The sequence below is a fragment of the Elusimicrobiota bacterium genome (assembly GCA_016721625.1).
In the GTDB taxonomy this organism is placed as follows: Bacteria; Elusimicrobiota; Elusimicrobia; order FEN-1173; family FEN-1173; genus JADKHR01.
The window spans coordinates 39,465-54,057 of sequence record JADKHR010000002.1 but is presented as its reverse complement, the minus strand read 5'-3'; the positions used below and the strand labels follow the sequence as shown (position 1 = coordinate 54,057).

Genomic DNA, 14,593 nt, shown 5'->3' with positions numbered 1-14,593 from the left:
CCGCGGCACCGGGCGCCTCTTTAAACTATTTGTTTTCCGATTCAACGATCCAACCCGGCGACGAGGTGGCGACTTCGGGCCTGGGCGAGGCTTATCCTGCCAATATCTCCGTGGGCTGGTCTCCGACGTGCTGGATGCGGCGGAGCCAGTTCCAAACGCGCCGCAGTGGATTCCTTTCGCCTGGTTGGGTTACGCGCGAAGTGCTGATCTCGACCCGCACCGCCGACCCGCTGCCGTGGAGAACCCTGTCCCATGAAACGGCGCATTTTATTTCTTTTCGTTCTGACGGCGATCCTGGGCTGGTCGTTCCAGCCGGTTTTCTCATTAAGCGCCACGCCCGCCCCCGACCCCATTGGCTTTTTTTGTGTTCTTGCCTGGGCCTGGGCGGGTCCACCCCAGCTAAGGGCTTGGTTTTCTCTGGGGTTGGCCCTGACGCCCATGGATAACCGCTTTGGGGTTCAGGGTTGGCTTGGCCCTGGCGGGTTACGCGCTTCCGGAACCCCGTCCAAAAATTCAACGCCAAATGAGTTGGTGACCCAGGAATCTTCTTGGCAGGTGGGTGGACACTTCCTTTATGGGCCGGGTGGGGGGTTGTCGCGGTTTTTCCAACCGGCCCTGGTGGTCCATCCCGGCGTGGGCCTGGCCCCTGGGCCAAGTGGATTTACACTCACAGACTGCCCGGCTTCTGAGGTTGGACAAACTGTTCTTAATTCAATTTCCTCACCCCAAACCGGGGTCTGCGGTTCTAGCCATATATGCGTTCGTCACGCTGGGTGTTCCGCGCTTCATTCCAAGTTGCTTGCACTGAGGTGGCCCGCCGGGCCGAAAATGAACAGGACTTCAAATCATAAGCCCTGGCCCCGCGGGGTCTCGTTTACGCCCGGGACGGCGCGGGGGAAGAAGTCCTTTTGGACAACGCCCCGCGGTTTTCCTACGCCCACAACTCCTGCTGCAGCGTCCCGCTGCGAAAATGGAAAGAACTGGCGAGCCGATTCTGCTCCAGCGCCGGAGCGGCGCTGATTCGGTGGGGAAGCCTGGAAGTCCGGAAAGATGACGCGGATCCTGACCAACATCCCGTGAGACCGCCCTGGCGCTCATGGAACGGCGGATCTTCCTGCCCGGTGTGAACGTTTTAGTCGAACCCAACGCCGGGCGCGTTGCCGGCCAGCTGGCCTGCCATCCTTGGGCTACGCGGGGAGGTGGACGAAGGGGGGAATCCCCGGCGCGCTCGGGATCAGGCCCTCCGTCCCGGCCAATGGGTCGGCAAAACGGACCTGAAAAATGACGACTCCCTGATCTGCGCGGGCAAATTGACTTGAGGCCTGCAGTTCGAAATGGACGCCGCCGGCCGCCACGTCCAGGTAGGTCGCCGGAATTCTGTCGGTTCCAGGAGCCGACATCCATCTCACGCTGGACCGACGGCTCCAAATCCGTGGCTGAGGCCGGGTTGTGGAGCTTCCACGGGGCGGGGGAGCCGCCGGCGCTGGCCCCGCACGGGGCCGTGCTCGCCTTCGCCAGCGCGCCGGGCTACGATCCATCCCAAAATCTGGGCAAGATTACCTGGGGATCCGGACCCGCCATTTTAATCGCGCGCTCCAGGGCATCTATCCGCCCGGCTCGATCTTTCAAGATCGGGACGGCGGCCGCCGTCCTGAAAGACACCACGTGGAACACCCGGCAAAGCATTCTCTGCACGCGTTCCTGGGCCGATCTGGGCAACAAAAAGTTCGGTTGCTGGAAACGCCACGGGGTTCTGGATTTTTCGGGTCCGGTTTCGTCCTGCAACGTTTACTTCTACAACCTGGGCCGGACGGCGGGGCCCGATCTCCATTGAAACCTACGCCAGCGTCGGATCTGGTGAAAAGTCCGGACTGATTTGCCTGAGCTCCCCGGCCTCGTGCCGGGCTGGACTGGAAAAGGCGCATCCAAAAGCAAGGTGGTATGAAGGGGACACGTTGAATTTCTGCATCGGGCAAGGCCATGACGGCGACGCTGCTCCAGGCGGCCGTTCTTGCTGGCGGGCCATCGCCAACGGCGGATCGGTGTGGCGGCCCTGGCTGCGGTTCTTCCACGCGGTGGGGCCGGACAAGAAAATCCTTTATCGGCGGAGAGCCCGAGGCCCGCCGCCGGGTTGTTTTGACGAACGGCGTATGGTCTATTTTCCTGCACTGGGCGCTGGAGGGCGTGGTCACCCAGGGTCGGGCCAGCGTTCATCGGCTAACCTGGTGATCAGGGCCAAAACCGGAACGGCGCAAAACCCCATGGGGAGGACCACCGGCGGCTGGTTTACGCGGGTCGGCCGGGGAACCGGCGGGTTGGTTAATATCGTCGAAAACGGCGGCCAGGGGCTCGGTGGCGGCGGGCCCGATTGCCAAAGCGATGATCGAGGCTTATTACCCGAGGCCGACCCTGTGAGAGTTTTCAACGTTCCGCGTTTTTCGCGCGGGGAAACCACGGCGGGGTCCGGGTCTAGGCGTCGGCTGATTGAGCCTTCTGGCGTCGGTGGTCGCGCTTTCCTCGGTGGGGACTGCTCTTTATTTTTTCCGCCACGCTCCAGGGAGGCCACGGCCGGCTCATTTATCTCGGCAAGGGCTGGGGCTGGGGTGGGTTCCTGGCCATGATTTTCTTGGCGCTGCTCCCTATCAGGTGTTTCAAACCTATGCCAAGGGCGTATACCTCGCGGGTTCATTTCTCTTAATTTTCACGCTCGTGGTGGGGACGCGGCTGAGGGGAAGCCGGTCCTGGATCGATTTGGGACATCTATTTTCAACCGGTGGAGATCACGCGGTTGGCCTGGCGGTGGCGCTGGCCGGCTTATGTGAAACGCCCGAGGCAGGGACCTCCGCCACTGGCGCGGGTCCATCCCCATCCTCTTGGCGGCGGTTCATTTCGGGTTGGTGCTTCTTCAGCCGGACCTTTCCAGCGCGCTGGTGATGGGGCCCATGACGTTGGCGGTCCTGTTTCGCCGCGGGATGCCGTTGGGTTTTCTTAGTCACGATCCTGGCTTGCGGCCGGTTTTGGCGCTCGGCATTCCGCTGACCGGGACCTATTTTCCATCGTCAGCGATCGCTGGATCGACAGTCCTGCCATGACCTGGATCGTCGCGGGCGTTTCAGGAAACCGGCCCTCTTCTTGCTGTGTGGTCCGGGTTGGCGGCGGTGGTTCGCCTGGTGGTTTCTGCGGAAGTGGCGGGTCCTGTCAGGGTTTCCTTTGGCGGTGGCTTTGATGGTGATCGTCATGGGCGTGGCGGGTTCTTTCGTGGTGGACCGGGCCATTAAACCCTACCAACGCAAACGGCTGATCGCTTTCGTTGATCCGGCCGTGGATCCGTTGGGGGCCGGGCATAACATTTTGCAATCGAAAATCGCCGTCGGGTCCGGGCGATTGTTGGGAAAGGGATCTCTCGGGAAGCCAGAGCCAGTTGGGTTTCTTGCCGGAGAAACACACGGACTTTATTTTTTCCTTGGTGGGAGAGGAAACCGGTTTTGGGGGCCTTTTTCTCTTGGCGGTTTATTTTGGGTCGCGTGGCGGGCTTTTGATATCGCGTTGACGGCGCGGGATTATTTCGGACGATACCTGGCCACGGGCCTGGGCGCCTTTTTCACTTTTTCGGGGCTTATCAATATCGGAATGGCCATGGGCCTCATGCCCGTGACAGGGGTTCCCCTGCCTTTCCTTTGTCGTATGGCGGGTCCGGGCTCGTGGGCTCTTTTATGGCAATAGGCCTGTTGTTGTCCATCCATTTGCGTCGGTACATTTTGTAAACATTGAAAGGGAGTCAATGCATATTAGAGAAATTATCGCCAACGTTTTACCGGAAGAAACGCGGATCGCCGTTTTAGAGGAAGGGCATCTGGCGGAGTTCATGATCGAGCGCCCCGCGCTCGGCATGGCGAAACTGGTGGGCAACATCTACAAGGGGGGCTGGAAAATGTTCTTCCCGGCATTTCCAGCGCCTTCGTGAGCACGGGGTTCGAAAGAACGCCTACCTGTATGTGACGGACGTCGTGAGTCCCTCGAAGGATCGCCACATTGAAAAGATGCTGAAACGCGGGGAAGACCTGATGGTTCAGGTCGCGAAAGAGGCGATCAGCACCAAAGGCATGAAAGTCACCATGGACATTTCACTCCCGGGGCGGTACCTCATCTACATGCCCAAAAGCGAACACGTGGGCGTTTCAAAACACATCGAGGAACCGAGGAGCGGGAACGACTGCGGCGCATCATTGACGAGGGAATTTGCCGGGCGGCATGATCGTCCGCACCGAAGCCGAGGGCGCCGACGAGGGCGAACCAGGAAGGCCGAAATGAAATATTTGGCCAAACTGTGGGAAACCATTCAAAGGAAATACGAGAGTGCCCAAACCGGCACCCTGATCCACCGGGAACTGGGCTTGACGTTTCAGGTGGCGCGGGACCTGTTGAACAACGACGCGAACATTTTTCTGATTGACGACAAGGAGGAATACAAAGACGTCAAAAGTTCGTGGAAATCCTGGCGCCGGAGTTCGCCGACCGGGTCCAGCATTACACCGGCAAAACGCCGATTTTCCAAGCCTTCGGCGTGGACCGAGAACTGGCCCATATCCGTCAACAAAGGATCGATCTCCGTCCGGGCGGCTACATCATCATCCAGGAGGCCGAGTCCCTCTGCGCCATCGACGTCAACACCGGCAAATTCGTCGGCCACAAATCCCAGGAAGAAACCGTCACGGCCACGAACCTGGAAGCCGCCGAGGAAGTGGCCAAACAGCTGCGGATCCGAAACATCGGCGGCATCATCGTGATCGATTTCATCGACATGCGGCGGAAACGGAACCAAATCAAAGTGGTGGAGGTCTTGGAGCAAGCCACGCGGAACGACCGGGCGAAAATTAAAATCCTCCCATCACGCGCCTGGGCTTAGTCGAGATGACCCGGGAACGCCGCCGGGAATCGCTGTTGTCCTCTTGTTGTCCGAACCCTGCCCCGAATGCGCCGGGTCCGGCAACGTCCTCTCCTGGGAGTCGATGTATCTAAAACTCCAAAAGAAATTTTGGAAATGACCCAAGGCCGCTCGGAAGGCCGTCTCCAAATCACGCTCCGCCCAGCGTGGGCGACTTCGTCCGCGAACGCCAAGACCGCCTGGAAAAATCATCAAACGCTCGCTCACGATCGCCATCGACCCCACCTCCCCTGGGAAGACTACCGCATCGTGATTGATTGACCGGATCATAGGCGATTTTTTATGTCGAATAGGGACGGTGATAACTTTATAACTTAAAGAAGTTTTCATCCAACCGTCTTTCTTCTCGAAGAATGGCTTTTGATAACGTCGGTGGAAAAGGAGAGAATTTGTTGATTTCCGTGGCGGGAATCCCATTTTTCCCTTCCGACAAATACAACCAAATCCCTTCCACTGCGAGAATCGTCCGGGCTCAATGCTTCGACGATGACGTCGTATAACCCTCCAGGAACACGGAGACGTGGCTGGCGCGGCATTTTGGAAATAATAGAAATTCGTGTCTCTTTAGCCGCTTGGTTCATCCGATGACGCATGATTTTTGTAGTGGCCCCATGGAGGGGGCCACCTTTTTCCAGGACAAGGTCTTCTGACGGAAAATCGCCCGATAAATCGGGCCACTACAAAAATCGCTTCAGAGCGCTAAACTGACACAGAAATTCAATGGAGGGGGCCACTAAGTTATTAAATTATCACCGTCCTATTTCTCTGCAACCGGCCATATGGTAGTATACCATGGTGGTTTGTGCGTTTTAAAACGGCCGGTTATTTTATCGCCCGGACGTTTGATTTTTTATTTGCACACCAACTGGGACGTTATCGGGCGTGTAGGCTTGGTTATGGAAAGTCAGGCGGCGCGGGTTTGGCCGGGCGTTACCGACAGGAATGGCCAGGTTTCAATTGGCTTCATTCTTAACATTTTTCCTTAAGAGCGAGTCATTGTGTTGCATGTAAGGAAACCGACAGGACAAAATTGTTTCATTGCTTTTTCTTCCTTTTGGGGTTATGCTCAATGAGGGGGTCATAAATGCATACGTTATCGAATCGCTTTCGAGGTTCTTTTTTGGAGGTATCGGGGTGTTGGGCGGGGGTATTCTGCTCGCTTTCCGGTGCGGGCCGATTTATTTGAAACGATTGATTTTACCGGAACGGGCGCCGGGTATGACATGACCGCGGCTTCTTTTTCCTTCTTAAGCCTTCATGGCGCGGTTCAAGCGTGCGATATAAACGGAGACCAGTTAGCCGACGTCGTTATTCTGGCCGACGGCCGTCCAGGCGAACGATTTTCAAACCCCAGGGGATGGATTCCTCCGACCCATTACCTGCATAATCCAATTAATCTCGCCGTCGCTGGCTCAAGTTCGCCCAACGTTTTGGCTGGGATTGTGGGAGCTCCCAACTCCACCTTTATCCAATATACCGGAGGGGACCCGGCCTGCCAAAACAATGGAAACGGGTATTTCGAACCTTGTTTTGTTAACCTCAACACCGGCAATCCCCCCGAAATTTACAACGGAAAAAATCTTCAAGTGGCGGATTTGGATGGCGACTCAGACAACGATATCGTTGTTTGGGCCAGTACGGGAAACAACACAACCGACTTCGCTCTCGGCGCCGGGCGAGTGGCTTGGTTTGAAAGCATTCCTTTGACGACCAATAAAATACAGTTCAAACAATTCAATGCTGTTGATCCATGGAACACCCCAGGGCATTTTTCAGTGGGCTTAACTAGTTACAGTGTCGATGATACGCAGGCGGGAACCTTGGTTAACATGAACTTGGACGGTAAATTAGACTTAGCCGTTTTGGCTCATGGCGGTGCCCTTTCGGGGAATCAGGGCTATACGTTTTTAAAAACAATGGAGCCGGACCGGGTTTGTTCAGCCAAACAGTTGGGAATGTGGCTCCCGTCATAGTGGCCGGCGCCCCCTATCGCGATCGGTTCGGCATTGTTATTTCGTCCGCCGACATCGATGGCGACACCTTTCCGGATCTGGTCATTGGCGAGGATGGCCCAACCGGCGGCAATGACCAGGAATTGTTTTACTTAAAGAATCCCAGCGGGGACATTTTTAGCGGCTTACCTTTCACCAAGGTCGTGGTCCATAACCAGTTCCCCGTCTTCCGCGCGGTGACCGTCTCCGATGTGATTCCAGGCGGGTGCCAAGAGATCATCGCCGGGGGAAATCAGACCGGCTCGCCGATTTCCATTTTTTCCGGCAGTCTTCAGGGTGGCGCGAATTGCGTTAACTGGACCCAGACCCCGCTGGCCGGAGCGAACACCTTGGGCAATATACTCGACATCCGCGTGGCCGATTTCAATAACGACGGTTTGTTGGATATCGTTGCTTTTTCGGGAGCGCTCCGAACCTCCCACTTTGCCGGCGGGAAAAAGCACGGTGACGACCCTCTGGCTGAACTCCGGATCGCTTCCCACGAACCCGATCACGGCCTGGAGATCCATCCCCTTGGTCGAAAACGGCGCTCTTCCGGCCATGAATATCACCCGCGGGGGGGGATTGGCTGTTAGTGATTTTGACGGAGATGGGGATATGGATGTGGTGCGGTCCCACATTGAAACCAACCTCGCCTATTTCGAAAACAACTGGAACACGGAACGCCATGTGAAAGTCATGACCACCATCGAGAAGAAGGGGTTCGTTCAGCGAGTGGTCTCCTTTCTGTACACTTTGCCGGACCGATCCGTGGGGCGGATCCTTGGGCAAGACGTGGGTGCCCCTTGAAAATCCTAAACGGGAAGGGCCGCCCCCGCGGCTTTACGCTCATTGAGATGGTGGTGGCTATTTCGTTGGTTTCCATTCTTGGCCTTTTTATTTTCAAGATGATGCGGAATTTTGTCGATGGGTTAGGCGGGGTCCAGAGATCGATCCCTTTGCAAAGGGATCTGCAAATCGCCAAATACGTCATCGAAAAAGATCTTCTCTCGGCCCCGCGCCATTCCATTGGAAACGCCGTCCCCAATTGCGGTTTTGAGGAAACGCCGACAGCGATGTCAACGACTTTGCCTCCTCCCCCGGGGGGATGGACGTGCGTCCCGTACCCGCCGACGATTTCAAACTCTCAATTTTCTTACCGAATAGGGTATATCAGCGGCCGTCCGGTCTCGGTGTTGAATGGACATTACGGGCTGATCGTCTCTTTGGATGACAACAGGCAATTTGCCGCGCAATCGGCGACGTTTTCGTTGGTGGGCCAGAATATCTACCTGTTCGGGGTGGGGATCCGGACTTATAAATCAAATATCGGTCGGGGAGCGGACTCGGTGCTTCTAGGCGATCCCGTTCCCTGGCCTCCTCTTCTTTCCTCCGCACTGGCCATCACGCTCGCTTCTCCCCCGCAAACATGGGTTTATCTTGTTTCCTCCTTTACGGCTGTTGGAACTTATAATTATCGGGTTGAAGCCGGAGCGTCCCTGACGGATTCCTTTACCCTCGACGCCGCGTACGACGACATTGTGGTGACGCCCCTCTCGTTGGACCTAACGACGACCAATGGGGTGACTTTCGAGTTCGATCGATTTGAGGTGAGCGGCGCCACCAGTCGACGCGTACGGATACGATATCGTTTGGCGCCTCATGGAAATAGCGGGCAGTTGATCCGGGAACGGAGGCTGGTGCCCGGCGGCCCTTGGTCATCCCAAGGGTCGCTCAACAATATCCGGCGGCTTTGGGTGGGATGGATTTTGGCCAGCCCAGGCCTGGGTCCTGCCAGCCCTCTCCCTTTCGGATTTTCGAAAGGCATGAATTTTCCGCTCGTCATCTTTTTGGAATCGGGAGAGGTGGGGGCCCCGCTCGGCGGATCGGTCGCGTCTCCGTCAACCACCCGGAACGCCCTCGAGTTGGTGTTTTCCGTTTTTCCGGAGGCGCCTTAAATGCGGTCCCGGGCCACTTCCAAGGGGCGTTCGTTCTCGCAAAGCGGTTTCACCTTGGCGGAGATTGTGGTTTCCGTGATCATTCTGGTGCCGGTGATGATCCTTATCCTGTCCGTCTTCATGACGTCCATTCGCTCGGTGACGGATTCCTGGGACGTCACCAAGTCCACCGCCGTGGCCCAGCGGTTGATCGACAAAATCCGTTCCATGAGGTGGGATGAAAATTTAAGTTCGGCTTCCTCCGTTTTGGGGCCCGATAGCGGTGAATCGGGTCCTGGGGATTTCGATGACGTGGACGATTGGAATAACTTCAGCTTGCCGGACTCTTTAGCCTCCTCCGTGCGTTACGGAAGGCACGTGGATGTGGACTACGTGACCCTCAACGCTTCCGGACAAGTGGTGTCATCTACCGCCCCAACGAATTGTAAAAGGGTGACTGTCCGGGTCACCAATGTGGTAGGGAAAGTGACAGTCCTTTCCGTTCTCATCGTGAATACTTAGGATTGGCCATGAAAAAAAATCGATCCCTCAAGCATCAAAAAAAAGCCGGGGCGGCGATCTTAATGATCGTGTTCTTGCTTTTAATCCTGTTGCCCTTAACCATGATCCTCGTCAAATGGAGCGCCCTTCACCTGCGAGGAAGCAACCGGGGCCGTATTCACATGGACGAATATTATTCCGGAATCACCGCTACCAACGCGGCACTCCTTAGTGCCAATAGCTGACCTGGGATAATACACTACCCCAAACCAACAGCCAAGTTTTTTGGGTAGCGGAACGGTGATTTCTGTGCAAATAACCCATGTCGGGACCCCCTAATCGGGCACTCATTATCCGGTTAACCCGAAAGGTGCAGTTGGTTCGCGGGAGTTGAAATTTGAGATGCGGTTCCTGTCGCGTCCCACCCATCGGGAACCAGTGCAATCTGCGTCGCCTATGGCGGTCGTTTTACTGTAAAATTGTCGACATGCGTAACAGATCGCTGTCGTTTCGAAAAAGGCGGGCCTTCCTGTCCGGCTCCCTTTGAGTTTTCCGAACCTTTTTAAATCCAGAACCTATGGGCCCCTCTAAGAGGGTTCGTCCGTCTGATTCGAAGGCGGCGGGCCCCGCCGCTGATCGAATCCATTTTGTCGAGGCGGGGGGAGTGGCCGGCGTGCGGAAGACCTGCGAGGTTCGGCTGGACGACCTGCCTCCGGCGGCCCGGCGCGGGGTGCGGCACGCTTTTGCCTCATCCAGGGGGCGGGGCCTGGGCCGGGACCTGAAAACGTACCGTCTCACCCTCGCGGAGGCGAGAGGGATCCGGGACGTCCTTTTGGACGAAGCCTCGGTGCCTCTGGCCGCCCGGCCCTTGGTGAGATACCTTTCCCAACGCGCTTCCCCCGGCTCGGCTTGATGGGAGGGAGCGCTCTTTTGGCTTGCCGACGGTTGAGTTGGGTCGTGGTCGGCTGGGTGTTTGCTTTCGGCGCGCGCCTCTCGTGGGCCTCGGAGACCGAACTGGTGCCGGCCGGCGCTTACACCGACGTGGCCCTCCGCGAGATCGATGGGGCCCGGGAATCGCACATCTTTTCCTTTATCTGTTCGCCCGCCAAGCGGCCCAGCCCCGGGCGGCCCTCCCGCTTATTAAACTCGCTCATCCAAGCCCGGCAGAGGGGCCTGCGGGTGGAGGTCCTTTGGATCCGGGGGCCAGGCTTTCGATCTGTTGGACCGGAACGCTCCCGCGGCAGAGGCCCTCCGGCGGGGCGGGGTGAACGTGTTTTACGCCCAGGGGCCCGTGCTCCACGCCAAGGCGCTGGTGGTGGACGGGAAGACCGTCCTCCTGGGTTCCACCAACTGGACCTCGGCGGCGCTGGAGAAAAATGTGGAGGCGGATGTTTTAATTCGTTCCACGTCCGTCGCCAAAACCCTCCTGGCCCGAATGGCCGACGTGTCGCGCCGAGCTCCCCCCGATCCCTTTTCGGGCGGCATCGTTCCCGTGCCCTTGGGTCTCCTTTTCCCACCGGGCAAGCTGGGGAAATCGTTCGCCGGAAAGACGAATGGGCCCTGGACCTTTACCTGCACTTCCTTAAAATCGGCGTGTCCACGTCGAGCTTTGCATCGGTGGATGTCCCGGCCGCTGTGGCGGTTTTGGGCGCCAAAAGACGAGGGCCCCGTGGCCAACCGGCGACGCCTGCACCGGGTTTCCGTCGACTGCGGGACTTCTACGGGCTTTTGGACGTCCGTGAGGTTTATGGGGAAGACCCCTCCGTCCGGCTGGCGCTTTCCACGGCTGAAAGGGTCGAGCTTCCGGCGGACTATTTCGAGTTTGGATGGGACCGGCGGCTGTCCTTGTCCGGAAAGGCGTTCCTGCTCCTGGACCTCCACTATTCCGCCGTTTCGCCGATCACGCCCCGGTGGTCTTTCGGCCGGAACGCGCTGGCGACCCGCCATGGCTTCACGATTGACACGTTGAGCGTGGGTGTGGTGGATCTGCGACGGAACAATTTGTTGGAGGTGGAATACGACGATCAACCCACCCCGGCCGACCCCCAGCGCCATGCCAACACCTACACCCCCGCGCCCTTTTATGACCCCGCGGCTTTGCAAAAACGGTTTCAGGCGCTGGAAAACCAATACGGACCCGCCGCGGTGGCCCGGGGGCGGGCGGTGGCCAGGCTCCTCTATGAGGATTCGGACGCGGACATCGTAGAAAAATCCATGGCCCTGGAAACCCGCTACGGCCGCCAGGTAATGGACCAGGCCCTCCACCTCTTGGGGGAGAAAAAACCCGACAACCCCAAACGATGTTTCGGCTACCTGGTGGGGGTCGTTCAGGGGTTGGCGGGGGCCCCTCCGGGCCCTTGACAAGAACCCCTTCCTGGGATATGCTTTGTTTAGAACGCACTAAACGTTCAGAACCCTATGGCCACCCACCCCAGTCCCGCCGTCGATGCCGAGTTCGCCCGCCTGGCGGGGGAACTGGCGGAGTCGTTCAGTTTCAACCGCTCCCTGGGCCAAATCTACGGCCTGCTCTACCTTCAAGAAAGCCCCATGGCGTTGGAAGATATCGGCCGTCATTTGTCCATGAGCAAAGGAAACGTCAGCATCAACATCCGGCTCCTGGAATCCTGGGGGGCCGTTCGGCCCGTTTCCGTCGTGGGAAGCCGCAAGGATTTTTATGAGGCGAACCGGGACATTAAAGAAGTCGCTCTGCGCCGTCTTCGGGAAGGGTTCACCAAACGGCTGGACCGGGCGGAGGAACAGTTGGCTAAACTCTTGAACGGCGGACCCGGCGCCGCGTCTCCCCAAGAAAAACGACTCCAGGAGCTTCAATCCCTCCTGGGCAAGGGCCGAAAAGCCCTGAAGTTCATCTCCCAATGGATCGCTTGACGAATTCCTTTTGCCCCGGGATTTTACCTCCGTTCCTGCTGGAACGGATGGCGGAGTCTCCGAACGCGGAAACGCGGCGCTGGGCGTTGAAAAGTTTGGCCGCTTCCGCCGCCGCCCGCGCGGCTCGGAGCACGCTCGCGACCTTGCCCGCCATGGCGGCCATTCCGTCGCCCCAGGGGAAAAAGCACCGGCTCATTTATGACGCCAAGCGGAAAGAATCCCTGCCCGGGCTCTTGGTCCGCTCGGAGGGTGAAAAGGGGTCGAAGGACCCCGCCGCCAACGAGGCCTATGACCATTCCGGCGACACCTACGACTTCTATTTGAAACTCTTTGGCCGGAATTCTCTGGACGACCGGGGGATGTCTTTGATCTCCAGCGTCCACGTGGGCCGGAACTACACCAACGCGTTCTGGAACGGGGAACAAATGGCCTACGGCGACGGCGACGGGCGGACATTCGTCCGGTTCACCAAGGCGCTGGATGTGGTCGCCCACGAATTAACCCACGGCGTGGTGACCCACACGGCCAATTTGGATTATGAAGGCGAGCCGGGGGCTTTGAACGAGCACTTCGCCGACGTTTTTGGGATTTTGGTGAAGCAGTGGCGTTTGGGGCAAACGGTGAAACAGGCGGATTGGCTGATCGGCGGCGACCTTTTGGTTAAAACCCCGACGCGCCGCGCGCTTCGAAGTTTCGCCGCCCCCGGCACCGCTTACGCCAACGATCCGGACATCGGCACTGACCCCCAGCCCGCCCACATGAAAGAGAAATACACGGGCGAGGATGATTACGGCGGGGTCCACATCAATTCCGGCATCCCGAACCACGCCTTTTATTTGGCCGCCATGGAGATGGGGGGAAAAGCCTGGGAGAAGGCGGGGCGCATTTGGTACCAGGCACTTTTGACGTTGTCGCCGCGGAGCCCGTTCGCTACCGCGGCCAAGGCCACGGCGGAAAAAGCCGCCGCCCTTTACGGGCCCCTGAGTTCCGAAAGCGCGGCGGTGAAGAACGCCTGGAAATCCGTGGGGGTCAAATGAGGAGAGAAGTTTATTTCCCTCTCGGCTTTTGGGTGGCCCCCCTGGGAATGATCCTTTGTCTGGCCGCCTGCGCTCCCCTTCGCCCCGCGCCGTTCCAAACTTTTGAAACAGCTGTGGCGAACGGCCAAAAGGGCCTGGCCGCCGAAATGGCCCGGGACGTGGAGTGGACCCGGGAATCCGACGTGGATGCCCTGGCCGATTCGAAGGACGCTCCCTTGAGCCAATATATGCTGAAGGACGCCCAAGGATACGCCTGGTCCATGCCGGCCACGGCTCCCCATTGGGAAGCACGGCTGACCTTGCGCGCCCTGGAAGACTTGAACGCCGGTTTTCTGGGATACACCCAACTCTTGACCCGGGTGGCCCAAGGGGTTCCCCAGGAGTCAGAGGACCTGGAGGCCCTGGCCGCCGCCATCAACAAAAACCTCCGCGACGCCGGGGACACCATTCTCCAAGCGAAGAACCGGCCGAACCTTTTTCCCGCCGGAGCCGCCGCCTTTTCTTCCGAGAGTTTGCTCGCCTTTAAACGGCAGGGGCGCGCCAAGAAACTCCGCGCCGCCGTCCAGGAAAACCAACCGTGGGTGGAATCCTACGCAACGCAAGGCCTGACGCTCATCGACATCATCCGCGCCGACCTCAAGGCCGCCTATGCCGACCGAATGGAATCCATCCACGCGCGCTGGGACGACAAGCGCGCCCCCGGCCGGAATACCCTGGCCCGATCGATTTTCAACCTCAACGCCGAATACGCCGACGCCATGGATTCCCTGAAAGCGCTCTCCCTTTTCTACAATGGTTTGCCGAAGGCCCACGCCGATTTAGCGGAGGGACTGGCCCGAAACGCCAAGCCCCAAAAGGCCCTGACTGATCTCGCCGCCTTCGCCGACCAGGTGGCCCGCCGCACAAGAGAGTTGGAGAAAGCCCGATGAAAGGGAAAGACGCCAAGAAAACCACGGGAGATTTAACGGTTCTCTCCCTCCCGCTTCTCGAATCCTTGTCCGAATCCCGCATCGCCATACTCTTCCTGGCGCGGCAGGCCAAAGAGGCGAAGAACAACGCCCTGGCCAAAGAATTGACCGTCCGCGGGCAATCCCTCCGCACGGAAATCGCGCGGCTTCGCCGTTCGGTCTTGAACGATTGGTCTAAAGAAACGAAAAGGCTCATCGCCCAAGCCGGGTGGCCCAGGCCCGGTTGACCCGGCTCGTCAAAGAAACGGAGAAAACCTCCAAAACCTCAGCGATCCTGACCCGAGCCCTGGGCCTGGCGTCGACGCTCCTGGGGTTGACCAAGAAGGTC

20 protein-coding genes and 2 pseudogenes are annotated in these 14,593 nt (G+C 58.4%); 21 read left to right on the top strand and 1 reads right to left on the bottom strand.

Annotated features, from left to right (window positions below):
- Positions 1 to 1,187: 1,187 nt before the first annotated feature.
- Positions 1,188 to 1,409, bottom strand: a complete 222-nt coding sequence (locus IPP35_12465; protein MBL0059876.1) for a hypothetical protein — start codon at positions 1,407 to 1,409, stop codon at positions 1,188 to 1,190.
- A gap of 23 nt (positions 1,410 to 1,432) precedes the next feature.
- Here IPP35_12465 and IPP35_12460 point away from each other — a divergent pair, with 23 nt between their 5' ends.
- From IPP35_12460 to IPP35_12360, 21 genes and pseudogenes are all read left to right on the top strand, one after another.
- Positions 1,433 to 1,834 carry a hypothetical protein gene (locus tag IPP35_12460; GenBank protein ID MBL0059875.1) on the top strand — a complete coding sequence of 134 codons (402 nt, stop codon included), beginning with the start codon at positions 1,433 to 1,435 and terminating at the stop codon, positions 1,832 to 1,834.
- A 146-nt stretch (positions 1,835 to 1,980) separates the two neighbouring features.
- Complete coding sequence (locus IPP35_12455) at positions 1,981 to 2,229, top strand: hypothetical protein (protein ID MBL0059874.1); 249 nt, start codon at positions 1,981 to 1,983, stop codon at positions 2,227 to 2,229.
- Between the two features lie 644 nt (positions 2,230 to 2,873).
- Entirely contained in the window at positions 2,874 to 3,092 is a 219-nt protein-coding gene (locus IPP35_12450; GenBank protein MBL0059873.1) for a hypothetical protein, read from the top strand.
- A gap of 133 nt (positions 3,093 to 3,225) precedes the next feature.
- A pseudogene (locus IPP35_12445) lies at positions 3,226 to 3,550 on the top strand (FtsW/RodA/SpoVE family cell cycle protein).
- A gap of 231 nt (positions 3,551 to 3,781) precedes the next feature.
- Positions 3,782 to 3,964, top strand: coding sequence for a hypothetical protein (locus tag IPP35_12440; GenBank protein MBL0059872.1), 183 nt, complete (start codon positions 3,782 to 3,784; stop codon positions 3,962 to 3,964).
- Positions 3,965 to 4,040: 76 nt separating this feature from the next.
- Positions 4,041 to 4,499: pseudogene (locus IPP35_12435) on the top strand (ribonuclease E/G).
- Positions 4,487 to 4,906, top strand: coding sequence for a ribonuclease E/G (locus IPP35_12430; protein ID MBL0059871.1), 420 nt, complete (start codon positions 4,487 to 4,489; stop codon positions 4,904 to 4,906). The pseudogene IPP35_12435 and the gene IPP35_12430 overlap by 13 nt, the downstream one beginning before the upstream one ends.
- Before the next feature lie 135 nt (positions 4,907 to 5,041).
- The gene (locus IPP35_12425) at positions 5,042 to 5,206 is read left to right on the top strand and encodes a hypothetical protein (protein MBL0059870.1); all 165 of its coding nucleotides are present in this window, start codon (positions 5,042 to 5,044) and stop codon (positions 5,204 to 5,206) included.
- A gap of 905 nt (positions 5,207 to 6,111) precedes the next feature.
- The gene (locus IPP35_12420; GenBank protein MBL0059869.1) at positions 6,112 to 6,918 is read left to right on the top strand and encodes a hypothetical protein; all 807 of its coding nucleotides are present in this window, start codon (positions 6,112 to 6,114) and stop codon (positions 6,916 to 6,918) included.
- Complete coding sequence (locus IPP35_12415) at positions 6,903 to 7,532, top strand: FG-GAP repeat protein (GenBank protein MBL0059868.1); 630 nt, start codon at positions 6,903 to 6,905, stop codon at positions 7,530 to 7,532. Before IPP35_12420 ends, IPP35_12415 begins: the two co-directional genes overlap by 16 nt.
- The gene (locus IPP35_12410) at positions 7,498 to 7,746 is read left to right on the top strand and encodes a hypothetical protein (protein MBL0059867.1); all 249 of its coding nucleotides are present in this window, start codon (positions 7,498 to 7,500) and stop codon (positions 7,744 to 7,746) included. The genes IPP35_12415 and IPP35_12410 overlap by 35 nt, the downstream gene beginning before the upstream one ends.
- Positions 7,743 to 8,894, top strand: coding sequence for a prepilin-type N-terminal cleavage/methylation domain-containing protein (locus IPP35_12405; GenBank protein MBL0059866.1), 1,152 nt, complete (start codon positions 7,743 to 7,745; stop codon positions 8,892 to 8,894). The genes IPP35_12410 and IPP35_12405 overlap by 4 nt, the downstream gene beginning before the upstream one ends.
- Entirely contained in the window at positions 8,895 to 9,395 is a 501-nt protein-coding gene (locus IPP35_12400; protein MBL0059865.1) for a type II secretion system protein, read from the top strand.
- An 8-nt stretch (positions 9,396 to 9,403) separates the two neighbouring features.
- Positions 9,404 to 9,619, top strand: a complete 216-nt coding sequence (locus IPP35_12395; protein ID MBL0059864.1) for a hypothetical protein — start codon at positions 9,404 to 9,406, stop codon at positions 9,617 to 9,619.
- Positions 9,620 to 10,038: 419 nt separating this feature from the next.
- Positions 10,039 to 10,287: a hypothetical protein gene (locus IPP35_12390; GenBank protein MBL0059863.1), complete on the top strand. Its 249-nt coding sequence runs from the start codon at positions 10,039 to 10,041 to the stop codon at positions 10,285 to 10,287.
- 306 nt (positions 10,288 to 10,593) lie between these two features.
- Positions 10,594 to 11,343, top strand: a complete 750-nt coding sequence (locus tag IPP35_12385) for a hypothetical protein (protein MBL0059862.1) — start codon at positions 10,594 to 10,596, stop codon at positions 11,341 to 11,343.
- Complete coding sequence (locus tag IPP35_12380; GenBank protein ID MBL0059861.1) at positions 11,340 to 11,735, top strand: hypothetical protein; 396 nt, start codon at positions 11,340 to 11,342, stop codon at positions 11,733 to 11,735. Before IPP35_12385 ends, IPP35_12380 begins: the two co-directional genes overlap by 4 nt.
- Positions 11,736 to 11,792: 57 nt before the next feature.
- A complete protein-coding gene (locus IPP35_12375) occupies positions 11,793 to 12,260 on the top strand; it encodes a hypothetical protein (GenBank protein MBL0059860.1) in 468 nt (155 codons plus the stop codon).
- Complete coding sequence (locus IPP35_12370; GenBank protein MBL0059859.1) at positions 12,248 to 13,297, top strand: M4 family metallopeptidase; 1,050 nt, start codon at positions 12,248 to 12,250, stop codon at positions 13,295 to 13,297. Before IPP35_12375 ends, IPP35_12370 begins: the two co-directional genes overlap by 13 nt.
- A complete protein-coding gene (locus IPP35_12365) occupies positions 13,294 to 14,226 on the top strand; it encodes a hypothetical protein (protein MBL0059858.1) in 933 nt (310 codons plus the stop codon). The genes IPP35_12370 and IPP35_12365 overlap by 4 nt, the downstream gene beginning before the upstream one ends.
- A complete protein-coding gene (locus IPP35_12360; protein MBL0059857.1) occupies positions 14,223 to 14,492 on the top strand; it encodes a hypothetical protein in 270 nt (89 codons plus the stop codon). The genes IPP35_12365 and IPP35_12360 overlap by 4 nt, the downstream gene beginning before the upstream one ends.
- The last annotated feature ends 101 nt before the right edge of the window (positions 14,493 to 14,593 follow it).